The sequence below is a fragment of the Marinobacterium sp. YM272 genome, from assembly GCF_050908845.1.
Classification (GTDB): domain Bacteria; phylum Pseudomonadota; class Gammaproteobacteria; order Pseudomonadales; family Balneatricaceae; genus Marinobacterium_D.
In genome coordinates this window covers 879,257-893,833 of sequence record NZ_CP194171.1, presented here as the reverse complement: position 1 = coordinate 893,833, position 14,577 = coordinate 879,257, and the positions used below count along the sequence as shown (strand labels likewise).

At 57.4% G+C, this 14,577-nt stretch carries 15 protein-coding genes; 5 read left to right on the top strand and 10 right to left on the bottom strand.

Translation table 11 applies throughout. The features are described from left to right. Positions 1-48 precede the first annotated feature (48 nt). The 3 genes from ACQUQP_RS04180 to ACQUQP_RS04170 form a co-directional block, all read right to left on the bottom strand. Positions 49-861, bottom strand: a complete 813-nt coding sequence (locus ACQUQP_RS04180; protein WP_432697556.1) for a DODA-type extradiol aromatic ring-opening family dioxygenase — start codon at positions 859-861, stop codon at positions 49-51. Between the two features lie 49 nt (positions 862-910). Then, positions 911-1,858 (bottom strand): glutathione S-transferase family protein, encoded by a 948-nt coding sequence (locus ACQUQP_RS04175; protein ID WP_432697555.1) that lies wholly within the window; start codon positions 1,856-1,858, stop codon positions 911-913. A 77-nt stretch (positions 1,859-1,935) separates the two neighbouring features. Next, positions 1,936-2,382, bottom strand: a complete 447-nt coding sequence (locus ACQUQP_RS04170) for a DoxX family protein (protein ID WP_432697554.1) — start codon at positions 2,380-2,382, stop codon at positions 1,936-1,938. A gap of 166 nt (positions 2,383-2,548) precedes the next feature. On the opposite strand from ACQUQP_RS04170, the gene ACQUQP_RS04165 reads away from it, so the two are divergent. Next, positions 2,549-3,460 carry a LysR family transcriptional regulator gene (locus ACQUQP_RS04165; protein WP_432697553.1) on the top strand — a complete coding sequence of 304 codons (912 nt, stop codon included), beginning with the start codon at positions 2,549-2,551 and terminating at the stop codon, positions 3,458-3,460. Between the two features lie 11 nt (positions 3,461-3,471). Here ACQUQP_RS04165 and ACQUQP_RS04160 read toward each other — a convergent pair whose 3' ends face one another. After that, a complete protein-coding gene (locus ACQUQP_RS04160) occupies positions 3,472-4,203 on the bottom strand; it encodes an SDR family oxidoreductase (RefSeq protein ID WP_432697552.1) in 732 nt (243 codons plus the stop codon). A 258-nt stretch (positions 4,204-4,461) separates the two neighbouring features. Here ACQUQP_RS04160 and ACQUQP_RS04155 point away from each other — a divergent pair, with 258 nt between their 5' ends. Next, positions 4,462-4,743, top strand: a complete 282-nt coding sequence (locus ACQUQP_RS04155; RefSeq protein WP_432697551.1) for a hypothetical protein — start codon at positions 4,462-4,464, stop codon at positions 4,741-4,743. Between the two features lie 424 nt (positions 4,744-5,167). Here ACQUQP_RS04155 and ACQUQP_RS04150 read toward each other — a convergent pair whose 3' ends face one another. The 3 genes from ACQUQP_RS04150 to ACQUQP_RS04140 form a co-directional block, all read right to left on the bottom strand. After that, on the bottom strand, positions 5,168-7,375 hold the full coding sequence (locus tag ACQUQP_RS04150) for an OsmC domain/YcaO domain-containing protein (RefSeq protein WP_432697550.1): 2,208 nt from the start codon (positions 7,373-7,375) through the stop codon (positions 5,168-5,170). A 154-nt stretch (positions 7,376-7,529) separates the two neighbouring features. Further along, positions 7,530-9,704, bottom strand: a complete 2,175-nt coding sequence (locus ACQUQP_RS04145) for a sodium:solute symporter family transporter (protein ID WP_432697549.1) — start codon at positions 9,702-9,704, stop codon at positions 7,530-7,532. A gap of 228 nt (positions 9,705-9,932) precedes the next feature. Then, positions 9,933-11,180, bottom strand: a complete 1,248-nt coding sequence (locus ACQUQP_RS04140; RefSeq protein ID WP_432697548.1) for an OmpP1/FadL family transporter — start codon at positions 11,178-11,180, stop codon at positions 9,933-9,935. A 182-nt stretch (positions 11,181-11,362) separates the two neighbouring features. Between ACQUQP_RS04140 and ACQUQP_RS04135 the strand changes: the two genes are divergently transcribed. Beyond that, entirely contained in the window at positions 11,363-11,809 is a 447-nt protein-coding gene (locus ACQUQP_RS04135; RefSeq protein ID WP_432697547.1) for a YeeE/YedE family protein, read from the top strand. Then, entirely contained in the window at positions 11,806-12,234 is a 429-nt protein-coding gene (locus tag ACQUQP_RS04130; protein WP_432697546.1) for a DUF6691 family protein, read from the top strand. Before ACQUQP_RS04135 ends, ACQUQP_RS04130 begins: the two co-directional genes overlap by 4 nt. 103 nt (positions 12,235-12,337) lie before the next feature. On the opposite strand, the gene ACQUQP_RS04125 is transcribed toward ACQUQP_RS04130, so the two are convergent. The 3 genes from ACQUQP_RS04125 to ACQUQP_RS04115 form a co-directional block, all read right to left on the bottom strand. Next, positions 12,338-13,132: a DUF5602 domain-containing protein gene (locus ACQUQP_RS04125; RefSeq protein ID WP_432697545.1), complete on the bottom strand. Its 795-nt coding sequence runs from the start codon at positions 13,130-13,132 to the stop codon at positions 12,338-12,340. Positions 13,133-13,330: 198 nt separating this feature from the next. Beyond that, a complete protein-coding gene (locus ACQUQP_RS04120; RefSeq protein ID WP_432697544.1) occupies positions 13,331-13,645 on the bottom strand; it encodes a hypothetical protein in 315 nt (104 codons plus the stop codon). A 5-nt stretch (positions 13,646-13,650) separates the two neighbouring features. Then, on the bottom strand, positions 13,651-14,031 hold the full coding sequence (locus ACQUQP_RS04115; RefSeq protein WP_432697543.1) for a PH domain-containing protein: 381 nt from the start codon (positions 14,029-14,031) through the stop codon (positions 13,651-13,653). A gap of 283 nt (positions 14,032-14,314) precedes the next feature. Here ACQUQP_RS04115 and ACQUQP_RS04110 point away from each other — a divergent pair, with 283 nt between their 5' ends. Beyond that, a complete protein-coding gene (locus ACQUQP_RS04110) occupies positions 14,315-14,560 on the top strand; it encodes a hypothetical protein (RefSeq protein WP_432697542.1) in 246 nt (81 codons plus the stop codon). Positions 14,561-14,577 lie beyond the last annotated feature (17 nt).

Genomic DNA, 14,577 nt, shown 5'->3' with positions numbered 1-14,577 from the left:
GCCGATACTGCAGCGCCGAACCTTAACCCTGGCTGATCGCCACCACCCTCAGAGTGCAGGCAGGGTCCAGTGGAAAATACCGGACTGTTTGCGCAGTATGCGGGCCGCAATGTGCTCATCGCAGGCTCGGCCAGCCATGCCGTAACAGACATGAATCGGCAGCAGATGTTCCTCGCGCGGGTGGCAGAAGCGTGCGTGGGGCGCCTTTTCCCAGCTCAGCAGACGCTGGTAGCGCTGCTCTTCACTGAGCTCTGCGCTGGCGGTGGTTTCCTCCAGCCAGTCCTCGAAGCCCTGGTTGGCCGCCTTGATCTCCTCCGTTTCCGGCGCGAAGAAGGCACGCATGTTGTGGAACGAGAAGCCGGAGCCGATCACCAGCAGATTGTCATAGTCCAGCGCCTGCAGCGCCTGACCGATCTTCAGATGCGTGTCCGGGTCCAGGCTGTTGACCAGCGACAGCTGCACACAGGGAATATCCGCCTGTGGATACATCAGCTTCAGCGGTACAAACAGGCCATGGTCGAAACCGCGCTGCTCATCCAGCTTCACCGGCAGTCCGGCCTCCTTCAGCGCAGCGTGGATCTGCTGCGCCAGCGCCGGCTCACCGGGAGCAGGGTACTGAATCTCGTAGGATTCCGGCGGAAAGCCGTAGTAATCGTAAATCAGTTCAGGGTTGGCGCCGGCGGTGACCGTTGCCACGGACTCTTCCCAGTGTGCACTGATCACCAGAATGGCAGACGGTTTTTTCAGCTTGCCAGCGATCTCTACCAGCCGGTCGACCATCTCCTTGTGGTCCGGATCACCGAGCAGCGGCATCGGACCACCACCGTGGGAGATATAGAGAATATCGGTTGCAGTGCTCATGAGTGTTTCTCCTGTATCGGCGACCAAACCTGTCGCACACCCTATCCTGTTAAATTTCCTGAGGCCCGACCGGTACTATGCCGCCCGGGTTCAGCGCCTTGACTGAATAGTAACCCGCCTTGATATGGTCCAGACGCACCGTGTCGGCAATCCCGTCCAGCGCCAGGACCCGATGCATATAAGCCTGGAGTCGGGGCATCGATTTCAGGGTATTGCGGTTGCATTTGAACAGACCATGATAGGCGGCATCAAAGCGCACCAGTGTTACAAAAAGCCGAATATCGGTTTCGGTCAGGCGCTCACCGAACAGGAAAACCCGTCCGTCGGACAGCCGCGATTCCAGCTCATCCAACACGCCGAACACGTTAGCGTAGGCTTCCTCGTAGGCCTGCTGGCTGGAAGCAAAGCCTGCCTGATAGACGCCGTTATTCAGGTTGGCATAAATATAGTCGTTAAGCGCATCGATCTCCCCGGCCAGATCCGCCGGATACAGGTCAGGCCCCTGATCAACGAGACCGGAGAAAGCACTGTTCAGCATACGCAGGATATCCGCCGACTCGTTGTTGACGATGCTGCCGGTGCGCTTGTCCCAGAGCACCGGGACCGTAGCGCGTCCGGAGATCTGAGGATCGGCGCGGGTATACAGCTCATGCATATAGCGGGCGCCATTGAGGCTGTCTTCATCGGCACCGGGGTAGCCACCAAACTGCCAGCCCTGATCGGTCATGACCGGGTTTACCACTGTCACATCGATCAGTCCCTCAAGCCCTTTCAGCTTGCGCACCATCAGCGCCCGGGAAGCCCAGGGGCAGATGTAGGCGACATAAAGATGATAACGTCCGGCTTCCGCCTTGAAGCCACCCTCACCGGTAGTGCCAGGCGAGCCATCCGGGGTTATCCAGTTGCGAAATGAGGAGGTCTGGCGAATAAACCGCCCCTGTTCATCCTTGGCCTGCACCGGCTGCCAGTTCTCTTGCCAAATACCGTTGACCAACATCTGCGTATACCTCCTCGGTTATTTCTGCCAAAGGGCGCAGGGGGCTTTGGAGCCACCCCGCCCGGACTACTCCGCTATCACCAGAGACGCTTGCTCAGCATGCTGTCCAGGGAGAAGCGGCCGCCGCCCTGAATCGCCAGCGCAGCGGTCATGGCAAACAGGGAAAGCGCGAACTCGTAACCGTTGTTGGACATGAACAGGCCGTTACCGATATGCACACTGAAGATCGCCACCAGCATGGCAAAGGCGGTGACCACAGCGGCCGGACGGGTCAGCAGACCAAGCACCAGCGCGATACCGCCGAAGAACTCGGCACTACCGGCCAGAAGCGCCATCAGGAAACCCGGCTCCAGGCCGATGCTCGCCAGCCACTGACCGGTGCCTTCCAGGCCGTAACCACCGAACCAACCGAAGAGCTTCTGAGAACCGTGAGCGGCCAGGATGATGCCTGTGGGCACACGCAGTACCAGAGAACCAAAGCCGCCGGTGGAGTTGAACAGGATTTTGGAAAGAGTTGCGTTCATGAATCTGTACCTCATAGGGAATTAACTGGATGCCGCTGAAGCGCATCGCTTCAAGTGATGAGGCCAGTCTACTATCATCAATAAGACAGATTAACCAAGCTAATATTGCGATAATATAAACACTATATTGATAATAAGATCGCAACACCGCTTTCAGGAGATCCAGATGGACCGTATCGATGCCATGCGCGCTTTCGTCACTGTTGCCGGCGAGGGTAGCTTCACCCGCGCCGCCGAGCGGCTGGAGATGTCGCCGCAGCTGGTCAGTAAATATGTCTCCCAGCTGGAGCAGCACCTCGGCACGCGACTGCTGAATCGTACAACCCGCCGGGTGCATCTCACCGAAGCGGGCACACGCTACTGGCAAGGCGCCCAGCAGATACTCGATGAGATCGATGATATGGAAAATCAGCTGGGGGATATGCACGAAAGTGCCCAGGGAAGGCTCAGGGTCAGTGCGCCGGTCTCCTTTGCCGCACGCCACGTGGCACCGCTATTGAGCGAGTTCCAGAAACACAACCCGGGCGTCAGCATCGACCTGCAGCTTAACGACCGCAAGGTCGATATTGTTGAAGAAGGCTTCGATGTGGCTCTGCGCATCGGCCACCTGCGCAGTTCCTCTCTGATCGCCAAGCGTATTGCGCCAGTGCGACTGGTGACGGTTGCTTCGCCCGCCTATCTGAAGGAGCACGGTGTTCCGACAACACTTGAGGAGCTGAGTGAACACCGCTACCTGCGTTACAGCTATGTGGAGAACGATGCCACCCTGCCGATGCACCGCTGGCTGAGAGAAAAGGGAAACTCACCCAAGGGTGAGATCGCCTGCAACAACGGCGACGTGCTGGTCCAGGCGGCGATTGAAGGCGCCGGTATTGCCGTTCAGCCCACCTTTATTGCCGGCCCGGCAATAAAGGTGGGGAAGCTGCAAGTGCTGCTTAAAGAATACGAGCCGGAACCTATGGGTCTCTACGCGGTGTATGCACATCGGCAGCTGATGGCCAGCAAGGTACGCCACTTTATCGATTTTCTCGATGGTTACTACGGCGAAGTCCCCTATTGGGACAAGTTCAGCGAATAAAGCCTGGGCCGCTAACGCCCGCCTGCCACCTCCAGAATGGCGCCGGTAACATAGGACGCCTGGTCCGACAGCAGCCAGGCGATGGCGTTGGCAACCTCTTCCGCGGTGCCACCCCTTTGCATCGGCAGCGTTGGCCCCAGGCGGTCGACCCGGCCCGGCTCGCCCCCATCGGCATGGATATCGGTATAGATCAGCCCGGGGCTGACCGCGTTGACGCGAATCCCCTCGGCCGCCAGCTCCTTGGCCAGTCCTTTGGTGAGCGAGTTTACCGCCCCCTTGGCGGCCGCGTAGTCCACGTACTCGAAAGGAGCCCCCAGTTGAGCCGCTATCGAGGACAGGTTAACGATGGCACCACCGGGCTGCATCCGCCGTGCGGCCTCGCGACAACAGAGAAAACAGCTGGTGGTGTTGGCCAGCATCACCCGGTTGAAGCGCTCCAGATCCATATCCACCAGGCGCGATTGGGTAAACAGCGCACCGGCATTGTTCACCAGGTGGGTCACCGGACCGAGTCGCTGCTCGATCTCATCGAACAGCCGTACCACCTCGGTTTCAATCGACACATCCGCCTGCACTGCAAGGGCCCGACCGCCGCTCTGCTCAATCTCTCCAACCACCCTGGCGGCAGATTCCGCCCGCAACCGGTAGTTGACGCCGACCGCGTATCCCTGGCGGGCCAGCAGCTTAGCTGTCGCAGCACCGATCCCCCTGCTGCCGCCAGTCACCAGTGCAACCCCTTTCATGACGTACCTCTCTGCCTTGGCTCAAATTCCTCGTTGCGTAAAGCATAAGACTGCCAGCCCAAAGGCGCACCTCAATAACTAACCGATCGGTCAGGATAGATGAATAAAACTTCATCAAATGGATATTTTTTATACTTTGATATTGCCTATAAAAACCGGGATCATCCACCGCATACAGATCCATAAAGCAGCACTAATAGCTGCATATAAAGCGATATACATAAAATATCGCCAATTATTTATAGAAAGGCCTCTCAAATGTCCACATTCGACCTGAATATCAGTGCGAGCGGTTTACAACATCCGTTCGATACCCAGTCCCAAAGTCCGTTCAGCCGCTTTCAGCAGGCGTTTTCCCTGCGATTTGCAGAGTGGAAACATCGCAGAACGCTGGTAAAACTCCTCGACCTGGAGGATGCGATCCTCGAAGATATGGGTACCCGACGCGCTGATCTGTTCGCCGCCCTGGAACTGCCGCTGTCACAGAGTGCCAGCAAAGCCCTGGCTCAATGGCATGCAGAACGCAAGGTCACCGGCTAAGTCACTGTGCGAAAAAGCCACCTGCCGGTTAAACCGGCAGGAACGAAAAAGGCCCAGCTCCTTGGGGAGCTGGGCCTTTTCTTTGCTCGATTCACAGCCTAGGGAAGCTATGAACAAGTTCATGGCATCTCAGGCTTACAGGCTGGTTCACTATCAAGGCGGGCTTTTGCAGGCGTAGTGTCGCTACGGCAAAAAAGTCCAACGCAGAGAGTGGACCAGCCTGTAAGCCCCGAAGGGCGCGGCATGAAGCACCCATCTACTGCGTTGAGCTTTTTGCCAAGGGCTACGGCCATTGGCTGCAAAACTCGCCTTGTATCTGGGCACATCATGCCACGCTGAGACGCTATAGACTTAATCATAGCTTCCCTAGGGGTGCAATCGACGCGCTCTATTCCCTGCGGGGAGCGCACCGCTTGCAGCGGTACTAGCTGCCGGCCCGCGCTGCGTGCAGCTTCTTGTAGCTTTCAATCAGGCGCAGGTGACGGTCCAGTCCTTCCAGTTTCATGCTGGTCGGTGTCAGACCGTGGAAGCGCACTTCACCACCGACCGAGCCGACAACCGCAGCCATAGTCTCCTCACCGAACATCCGGCTCAGGTTGGGCAGGAAGTCATCCAGTTCAAGCTCATCGTCCAGCACGATCTCCAGCACCGCGTTAACCGCCTGGTAGAACAGGCCGCGCTCGACGGTGTTGTCGTTGTACTGCAGGAAGGCTTCAACCAGCTCCAGCGCTTCGTCATGGCGCTCAAGCGCCAGGTAGATCAGCAGCTTCAGTTCAAGAATAGTGAGCTGACCCCAGACGGTGTTTTCATCAAACTCGATGCCGATCAGGGTTTTGATATCGGTATAGTTATCCAGCTGACTCTCTTCCAGGCGCTCCACCAGGTCCGCCAGAGCATCATCGTCCAGGCGGTGCAGATTGAGGATATCCTCGCGGTAATCCAGCGCCTTGTTGGTGTTGTCCCAGACCAGATCCTCCACCGGATAGACCTCGGAGAAACCCGGCACCAGAATACGGCAGGCCGGCGCGCCCAGCTCTTCGAAGGTAGCCATGTAGGCCTCCTTGCCGAGGGATTCGAGGATCCCGTACAGGATGGCGGTTTCATGCTCGTTATCGCCCGACTCTTTATCTCCAGACTCTTTATCTCCGGTAAAGTCCCATTCACAGAACTCGAAATCGGCTTTGGCGCTGAAGAAGCGCCAGGAGACCACACCGGTGGAATCGATAAAGTGCTCGACGAAGTTGTTCGGCTCGGTCACCGCCATGGAGTTGAATGTCGGCGGTGGCACATCGTTCAAACCTTCAAAGCTACGCCCCTGCAGCAGCTCGGTGAGGCTGCGCTCCAGCGCCACATGGAAGCTCGGGTGCGCACCGAAAGAGGCGAACACACCGCCGGTGCGCGGGTTCATCAGGGTGACGCAGGCCACCGGGAACTGGCCGCCGAGAGAGGCGTCCTTCACCAGTACCGGGAAGCCCTGGGCCTCCAGCGCTTCGATACCCTCGACAATACCGGGATATTTCGCCAGCACTTCGGCGGGTACGTCCGGCAGCGCCAGCTCCTGCTCCAGGATTTCGCGCTTCACCGCCCGCTCGAAGATCTCCGACAGACACTGCACCTCAGCTTCGTACAGGGTGTTGCCGGCGCTCATGCCGTTGCTGAGAAACAGGTTCTCGATCAGGTTGGACGGAAAGTAAACCGTCTCGCCATCGGACTGGCGCACGAACGGCAGTGAGCAGATACCGCGATCGATGCGCCCGGAATTGGTATCGATCAGGTTGGAGCCGAACAGCTCCCCTTCCGGGTTATAGATCTCCAGGCAGTGCTCATCGAGAATCTCCGCCGGCAGCTCGTCATTGGGGCCGGGCTGGAACCACTTCTCGTTCGGGTAGTGTACGAACTCGGCGTTGGCGATCTCCTCGCCGAAGAACTGATCGTTATAGAAGAAGTTGCAGCTCAAGCGCTCGATAAACTCACCCAGTGCCGAGCAGAGCGCGCTCTCCTTGGTGGCGCCCTTGCCGTTGGTAAAACACATAGGAGAAGCCGCATCGCGGATATGCAGGGACCAGACATGGGGCACGATATTGCGCCAGGAGGCGATCTCGATCTTCATCCCCAGATCCTGAAGGATGCCGGTCATATTGGCGATGGTCTGCTCCAGCGGCAGATCCTTGCCCTCGATCCAGGTCGCCTCCCCCCCTTCACTCTGGCCGATCAGCAGCGCCTGGGCGTCCTCGTCGAGGTTTTCCACCACCTCAATCTGAAACTCCGGCCCGGTTTGCACCACCTTTTTCACCGTGCAGCGATCGATGGAACGGATAATCCCCTGGCGGTCCTTGTCGGAGATATCCTCCGGCAGCTCCACCTGGATCTTGAAGATCTGGTTATAGCGGTCATTCGGGTCGACGATATTGTTCTGCGACAGGCGGATATTTTCGGTCGGAATATCCCGCGCGTTGCAGTACACCTTGACGAAATACGCCGCGCACATGGCGGAAGAAGCCAGGAAGTAATCAAACGGACCCGGTGCGGAGCCATCGCCCTTGTAACGGATCGGCTGATCGGCGATGACGGTGAAGTCATCAAACTTGGCTTCCAGGCGGAGGTTGTCGAGGAAGTTGACCTTGATTTCCATGGATGGTGTACCGGATTGGGTGGATTGCAGCGGGGCTGGCGTTGAAGGACGCTATTATCCAGATTTTTGGACTCTTCGTCTTGAGTGTCCGCGGTTAATCGCATGACACGCGGTAATGAATCCTGGCGCCGATGGATGCCCGTCTATTGGGGATTTAACGGTCGCCATCGATCTGCTTGTGGATATCCTTGAGCTCCTGAATCAGCCTCTGGTTTGCGACACGCTGCTCGAAAAGCTCCGCATCACACTGCTCGAATTTACTTTTCAGGCTGGCAAGTTCGGCCCTGTGCTTCTCAATCTCCTTTTTCTGCAGTTCGATCCGCTCCTGTAACTCACTGATAAAACTGTACTCACCGCCTCCTTCACTGGCCTGTCTTGCGGCTCTGTCCGCGGCTTCCGAACTCCCAAGCTCAGTGAGGATGTGGCTGTAAAGCGCTTTAAGATCACGTTTTTCACGATCACTGTAGCCAACACAACACTCGACCACCCGGTGAGCGCTGGCCGCCCCAATGGCACCGGAGAGCCGCGCTTCAAGCAACCGGTGAAACTCGACCAGTTCGATAATGGTGATACTGTCCTTCTCCTGCCCCTGCAGCAGACTCACAATCTGATCGACCTCATAGGCGGCCTTGTGCTCCGGCAGATAACGGCCAAGCAGCCGGACCGCCTCTCTGCGCCTCTCCGGGAAGGGAATATAGGCTTCCAGCCCCGCGGGACGGCCTGAATGAATCTGACCGCCGCCCGCCAGGGCGCGGAAGAACTCCACCAGCTGCATACGCTCTTCCTTGCCCGGGGAGTGAAGCCAGGATCCGGCGATAAAGAACAGCAGGTTAAGCCCCAGCGACCAGAAAACGCTATGGCTCAGTGGCGACAGCGTATCGATCTCCAACAGTGCCTCCGGCTTCAGCCAGCTGATCTGCCAGGGTCCATAGATCAATATCTCATCAGCCCCCCACCCCTGCCGGACAAGCGCCGGAATCACCAGTGTGTAGAACCAGGTCAGCAGACCGGCCAGAAGCCCGGCAACAGCGCCATAACGATTGGCACGACGCCAGAAGATGCCGCCAAACATCGGCGGGGCAAACTGTATAACCGCCACAAAAGCAAAGGTTCCCATCGCAATAAGCATATAGCTGTCACTGAAAATCCAGGCGACCAGGTAGCTGCAGAAGATGATCAGCGCGATCAGCAGCCAGCGCAGCTGCAACAGGTAGTGGCGAAGAAAGTTAAACGCGCGCACCTCTTCGATAACGGGCAGCATCAGGTGGTTTGTCAGCATGGTCGACAGGGTCATGGTGCTGATGATGATCATGCCGCTTGCCGCGGAGAAGCCGCCTATGAACACCAGCAGCGTCAACCAGGATTCACCGGCGATATGGGGCAGGAGCAAAACAAACTCGTCGGCCTGCTCCGGTGGCAGCCCCTGGAGCAGGCCGGCGGCCGCGATCGGTATCACGAACAGGTCAAAAACCAGGTAATAGATCAGGAACAGCCAGACCGCCTTCACTATATCGCGCTCATGAGAGTTCTCCACCACCAGCAGATGAAACTGCCGCGGCAGACATTGAACGGCGACCATCCCCAGAATGATCAACGCCATCCACTCAGCCGTGAGAGACCCCGTGGGGTTGCTGGCCGAGGTCAGGTGATCCAGGCCCGCCGCCTCGATGCGATCAAAAAGAGCGCCAAAGCCATCGTACTGGACATAGGTGATAAAAATGCCTATCGCCAGGATAGCGCCGAGTTTGACCAGCCCCTGCAGAGCCAGTACCACAAGAACCCCCGGATGACGTTCGGTCGGGTCCAGGCGCCGGGCTCCAAACAAGACGGTAAACAGCACCATCGCCAGCATCATGATCAGCCCCATGCCTGACCAGTCCTCTTCAGGTAGCGGCAGAACAATGCTGATAGTGGCAACAATCGCCTTAAGCTGCAGTGCGATATAGGGAACGACGCCGCACAGGGCAGTCAGAGTGACCAACGCAGCAACCGTCTGGGAGCGGTTGTAACGTGCCGAGATAAAATCAGCGATGTTGGTGATGCGGTAGCGCTCTTTGACTCTGACGATACGCTTGATGGTGTACCACCAGAAGATAATAGCCAGAACCGAGCCGATCTCCGTGCCGAGATAGAGCAGCCCTGACTCGGCAGCAAAGCCGACATTGCCGTAGAAGCCCCAGGAGGTGAAGTAAACAGTCAGGGAAAGCGCGTAGACATACGGAGTGAAAACAGACCTGCCGACCGGGCGTTTCTCGGCCACCTGCGCCGCGATAAACAGGAACGCCATGTACAACGTCAGGGTGACGATAACCAGGCTGGTACTGAACATGATGATAACTGCCTACCAGCATTGATTTTTTTGCCGGACTAAATTCGTTATAGACAGCTAAACGGGAGTTGGTCAAACCACGGAGGCTCGCCGGCAAGCGATCTCCGAAGTTAAACAGGGTGTTGATACAGGCGGGAAAACAGCTGCCGGGCTTGCGCGCTTTGCAGCTGAAACGTGCAAGCCCCGGATACAGACAGGGGGCGGAGCCGCCCCCTGCGAATAAATGGATCAGTAACGGTACTGCCAGGCCAGGCCTACGATATCCTGGGACATGGTCAGATCTGCATCACCACCACCGAAGTTGGCGGGGATTGAATGCTTACCCTTCACGGTTTCCTCGAGCGCGTGGGTATAGGAAACGGTGACGCTCTGTTCGGAGCTGATGTCCCAGCTCGCCCCAATACTGACATGGTCCTGAATCACGCCCGGCGCGAGAATATTCAGGAAGGTCTGGCTGGCCGGGATCGGCTGTTCCGCGTGGCTGACACCCGCGCGCAGGGTCAGGCGCGGGCTTGCCGCATAGATCACGCCCAGCTTGTAGACATCGATATCGTCCCAGCCAAAACCGGCACCGTTATCGGCACCCAGCGGCGCGTTCAGGGAGAGTGAATTCCCTACCGAGCGCACTTCGCTGTATTCGATACGCTCCCAGTCACCGGCCAGGGTCCACTGCGGGTTGATCTGCCAGGCGAAGCCCAGACCGTAACTTTCCGGCACGTCGAAACCGCCCTGCTCGGCGAACAGTCCGCTGTAACGGTTGAACTCGTCCATGTGAACACGGGATGACCAGCTCGCGCCCAGTGTCAGTGCATCGGTCACCTGGCCCTGCCAGCCCAGCTTCAGCCCCCAGCCATTACTGCTGTCGTGGCCATTGTTGCTGACGGCACCACTGTCGCTGCTCATGCCCGCGAAATTCTGAATACCTTTGGCCTCAAAGCGCTGGTAAACGTAGGTCACGCCCAGACCCAGGCTGTTTGTCTCATTGAGCTTGTAGGCGACGGAGCCGGTCAGAAACGCCTGAGACAGATCGACACCCGCCTCGCCTGAACCGAATACCATCGGAGCCACATCGTAGGAGGTATTCATACCACCGTTGGCGTAGAACGCCAGGCCGTAGGCAATACGGTCGGAATACATGTGCGAAAAGCCGCCTTCGGGCAGCCAGAAATCGCGCTCGCCGTTGCCATTGTAGTGGCCATCCAGGCTGTATCCGTTGCCCAGGTCATTACCACTGATATCAGCGCTACGTTCCGGCTTGAAGTAGGTCAGGCCCAGATCGTACTGGCTCCCCAGCGCAATCAGTGAAGCCGGGTTACTGGCGGCCTTGATGCTGTCGTGAGCCAATGCAAAGCTGACGCCGGCCATACCCTGTGCTTTCACGCTGCTGCCGTGCATGAAATAGCCGTTGGTAGCCTGGGCTGCCAATGGGAAAGCGGCGAGTGCGAGAGTCAGGGCGGTGCGGGTCTTGGGAGTCATTTTGGCTCTTTTTTAAACAGTTGATGCATATTTGAGCCGCGCATATTAGAGCAACAAAATATAAAAATTAACTAACTTATAGTAATTAAGATATAACTAATTAAGATCTTTGCGTTTATTCCGCCGGGGAAGGATAATCCCAGACCTCAGTTACACCTCTCAGTTAAAGGTCTACGGGACTCATGACAATCGTTAACTTCACTCCAGTGCCAGCCCTGATCGGCGGCGCACTGATCGGTCTTTCGGCCGCATTTCTGTTGCTTGCAAAGGGACGCGTTGCGGGCATTTCAGGTATTGCAGGAGGCATCATCTACCCGGAACAGACCAGTGATATTAACTGGCGCATCCTGTTTGTACTTGGCCTGGTGCTGGGTGGCTTTATCTACCAGTGGCTGGGGTTTGGTGTGGGCGTCGAGCAGATTCAGGCGATGGTCAGCAAACCGCTGCTGATTCTGGGCGGGCTGCTGGTCGGCATCGGCACCCAGATCGGCACCGGCTGTACCAGTGGCCATGGTATCTGTGGTCTGGCCCGTCGCAGCCCCCGTTCACTGGTCGCCACGCTCTGCTTCATGGGCAGCGCAATCCTCACCGTGTTTGTGGTTCGTCATCTGCTGGGGGTTGGCGCATGAGCAACAGTCTACGCCTGATCGCGGCACTGGTTGCCGGTACACTGTTTGGATTCGGTCTGGCGGTCGCACAGATGATCGACCCGGCCAAGGTGCTTAATTTCCTCGACCTGACCGGTACCTGGGACCCCTCGCTGGCGTTTGTGATGGCCGGCGGCCTCGCAGTCAACGCGCTGCTGACGCCGTTTATCCTGAAGCGCGGCAAACCACTGCTGGCGGAATTTTTCCAGCTGCCGAAAAAGGTGCAGATCGACAAGCGTATCGTCTTCGGTGGCATTATTTTCGGTGTCGGCTGGGGGATCGCCGGCTACTGCCCGGGCCCGATGATCACCTCCCTGAGCTTCGCCAACAGCGATATTCTGACGGTGTTTGCGGCGTTTGTGGTAGGTACCTTCGGTACGCGCTGGTTCCTGGCGCATCGCGGCTGATTTGTATGCACTGCTAAGCCGCTGCAGATAAAACAAGGCCTGCCGGGAAACCGACAGGCCTTTTTGCTCCTTTAATGCGCTCCTGGCAGGTAGACCCCAACGTTCAGCGCCGGGCCAGCCCCTCCAGCGTCACCTCATAGCGTTTGCCCATCTTGTCAAAACGGATGCCGTAGCTTGTCGGATAGGCAAAGCCCTTTTCATAGGCTGCAGGCTGTTTCACCGGTATCGACTCGTCCGGTCGGGACGCCAGGTAGTCCAGCGTCATCATCGGCTCAACGAAGATCACCTTGCCGTCATAAAAGCCGTAGATAAAGGTCTTGGTGAACGGCTCGCCATTGAACTCGCTGCTGGAAGGATCGATGGCGTGGGCACCCATTTTCGGCACTTCCGTGCCGGGCGGCAGGGCATAGCCTTCGGGCATATAGTCTGTCTCCGGAGCCTTGCGCGCCCGCTCCAGGCTGGCAGCGTCCAGTGTGATTTCGTCACGCGCCGAGTGGTCGATGGCATAAAAATGGAAGTCAAAGTGTGGGCTGTCGTATACCCCCTCGGGAATGTGGCCATGCGGGTTCCAGTCCAGGGTCACATGATCGTAACCCAGTGCTGCCGCCTCGGCCGGCAGCTGCAGGTCATATTCCCAGGCACCGCTTGGCGGCACATCAGCGGGCAGCCCAGAGAGAGCTTCTTCGCTGAGACGGATGCCCAAAGTTTGGGCCTTACCCTGCTCGTCCAAGGTCACGAAGGTCCAGGCCTGGCCCTGGCCGATCGCCACCGGCGGCCCTTCAAAGGTGCCACTCATCTCTGCGTCTTTGGAGGATGTGGCGCAACCGGCGAGAAGAGCCACTGCAAGTGCAAGGGCCACCGGCACCAGGCCGGGAGCGGGTAAACCAGAACGGATCATTGGAGAACCCTCTTATTTTTCTTGGAAAGGCGATAGGCAGGTGCGTCGCTTCCATGGATACCGGTGCCAGAGAAGCCCGCCGGCAGGCTCCGTCAAGCATGGTCGCTAATGGTAGATTGCGCCAGCTGCGGCAACAGTGGCATTAAAAAAGCGACCCCGTTTCCGGTGGCCGCTTCCTGGTGGATCAGGCATCGCCGCTTAAAAGATCCAGGCGATCATCAGCCAGAAAATAAGGAAAAACGCGAAGAACCCGACCAGCATGAACTGGAGCTCACCCAGCAGGCCATCGCCGGAGGCAAAGGCAAATACCAGCAGCGTCACCACCGTGACAAAGAAGGAGATCACCGCAGAGGTTTTCAGCCCCAGGCCCGGTTCAAAATGCACGGCGATAATATCCGCCAGCGCCGGTAGCATCAGCAGGATCGCCACACCCACCAGCAGCAACAGCGAGATCAGGACTATCGCGATCTTGCGGGATTCGTTCTTGTCCTTGTTATCGGTTTCGCCAACCATCGCAATCACCCACCGTTCTGACGGGCCTTGATCAGTTCCCGCACCCTGTTCGGATCGGGCAGGCCCTTCACGGAAATTTCCGGATCATCACCGGCTGTGAATATCTCGATCGCCCCCACACCGAAGATGCGATTAAAGAACGACTGCTTGACGGTAACCGTACGCACACCGGAGATACCGACCTCCGATCGTTCCTTACTCAGCAAGCCTTTCTCATAAAGAATATCGTGCTCGGTAACCGACAGCTTGGACGCCTTGGTCTGAAGATACCAATACAACAGAATGATAATACCGATACCAAAGGCCGGAATTAACAGGATAGAAAGAATGAACCCGAGCGGATTGTTCTTGAACATCACCGGATTTGCGGAGTAAAGCTCACTCATCTTGATCTCCTTGAGCGCCCATGTCTGTGTTCCCCGACAAAGTCTGTCCCTGAGGAACCCACCCTGAGAGTGGCAAGCCAATACTGTCCGAGTTCCGGGCGCTTGTCACGCCGCAACTGTCCCAGCGCCGCTGACAAAACCGCTGTTTTTTACTTTTTTGCAGTCGCGTAATACCGCTTTGATCAGGCTGGTCTAAAGTCAAAAGGGTGCCACCGGAACCGGCACCGAAACACACACCATTTTTCGCATGACATCTTTGACCTACTCAGAAAGGGACGAAACGATGGCTTATGTAACCATTGATGGAAACAAGTACGAAAAAGAGCTGCTTGAGCTGGCAAAAGCCCACACCACAGGTCGTGGTGAAGGCAAGATTTCCAAGGACGAAGCAGCGGACCTACTGAAGTCGGCCAGTGACGGCCAGGGTGTAACCGAAACAGAGATGGCGACTCTGAAATATATTCGTGAAACCTTTGAGTTCACCGATGCGGCGGCCAGCTATTTCGACGACGAAGTGGCGAAACTCTGATCCTCCCCCAAGGCCCG

Coding starts and splice junctions, on each gene's coding strand:
- ACQUQP_RS04180 (WP_432697556.1), bottom strand. CDS start 861: ATGAGCACTGCAACCGATATTCTCTATATCTCCCACGGTGGTGGTCCG.
- ACQUQP_RS04145 (WP_432697549.1), bottom strand. CDS start 9,704: ATGTTCAGTACCAGCCTGGTTATCGTCACCCTGACGTTGTACATGGCG.
- ACQUQP_RS04140 (WP_432697548.1), bottom strand. CDS start 11,180: ATGACTCCCAAGACCCGCACCGCCCTGACTCTCGCACTCGCCGCTTTC.
- ACQUQP_RS04135 (WP_432697547.1), top strand. CDS start 11,363: ATGACAATCGTTAACTTCACTCCAGTGCCAGCCCTGATCGGCGGCGCA.
- ACQUQP_RS04150 (WP_432697550.1), bottom strand. CDS start 7,375: ATGGAAATCAAGGTCAACTTCCTCGACAACCTCCGCCTGGAAGCCAAG.
- ACQUQP_RS04115 (WP_432697543.1), bottom strand. CDS start 14,031: ATGAGTGAGCTTTACTCCGCAAATCCGGTGATGTTCAAGAACAATCCG.
- ACQUQP_RS04110 (WP_432697542.1), top strand. CDS start 14,315: ATGGCTTATGTAACCATTGATGGAAACAAGTACGAAAAAGAGCTGCTT.
- ACQUQP_RS04165 (WP_432697553.1), top strand. CDS start 2,549: ATGGACCGTATCGATGCCATGCGCGCTTTCGTCACTGTTGCCGGCGAG.
- ACQUQP_RS04175 (WP_432697555.1), bottom strand. CDS start 1,858: ATGTTGGTCAACGGTATTTGGCAAGAGAACTGGCAGCCGGTGCAGGCC.
- ACQUQP_RS04120 (WP_432697544.1), bottom strand. CDS start 13,645: ATGGTTGGCGAAACCGATAACAAGGACAAGAACGAATCCCGCAAGATC.
- ACQUQP_RS04125 (WP_432697545.1), bottom strand. CDS start 13,132: ATGATCCGTTCTGGTTTACCCGCTCCCGGCCTGGTGCCGGTGGCCCTT.
- ACQUQP_RS04130 (WP_432697546.1), top strand. CDS start 11,806: ATGAGCAACAGTCTACGCCTGATCGCGGCACTGGTTGCCGGTACACTG.
- ACQUQP_RS04160 (WP_432697552.1), bottom strand. CDS start 4,203: ATGAAAGGGGTTGCACTGGTGACTGGCGGCAGCAGGGGGATCGGTGCT.
- ACQUQP_RS04170 (WP_432697554.1), bottom strand. CDS start 2,382: ATGAACGCAACTCTTTCCAAAATCCTGTTCAACTCCACCGGCGGCTTT.
- ACQUQP_RS04155 (WP_432697551.1), top strand. CDS start 4,462: ATGTCCACATTCGACCTGAATATCAGTGCGAGCGGTTTACAACATCCG.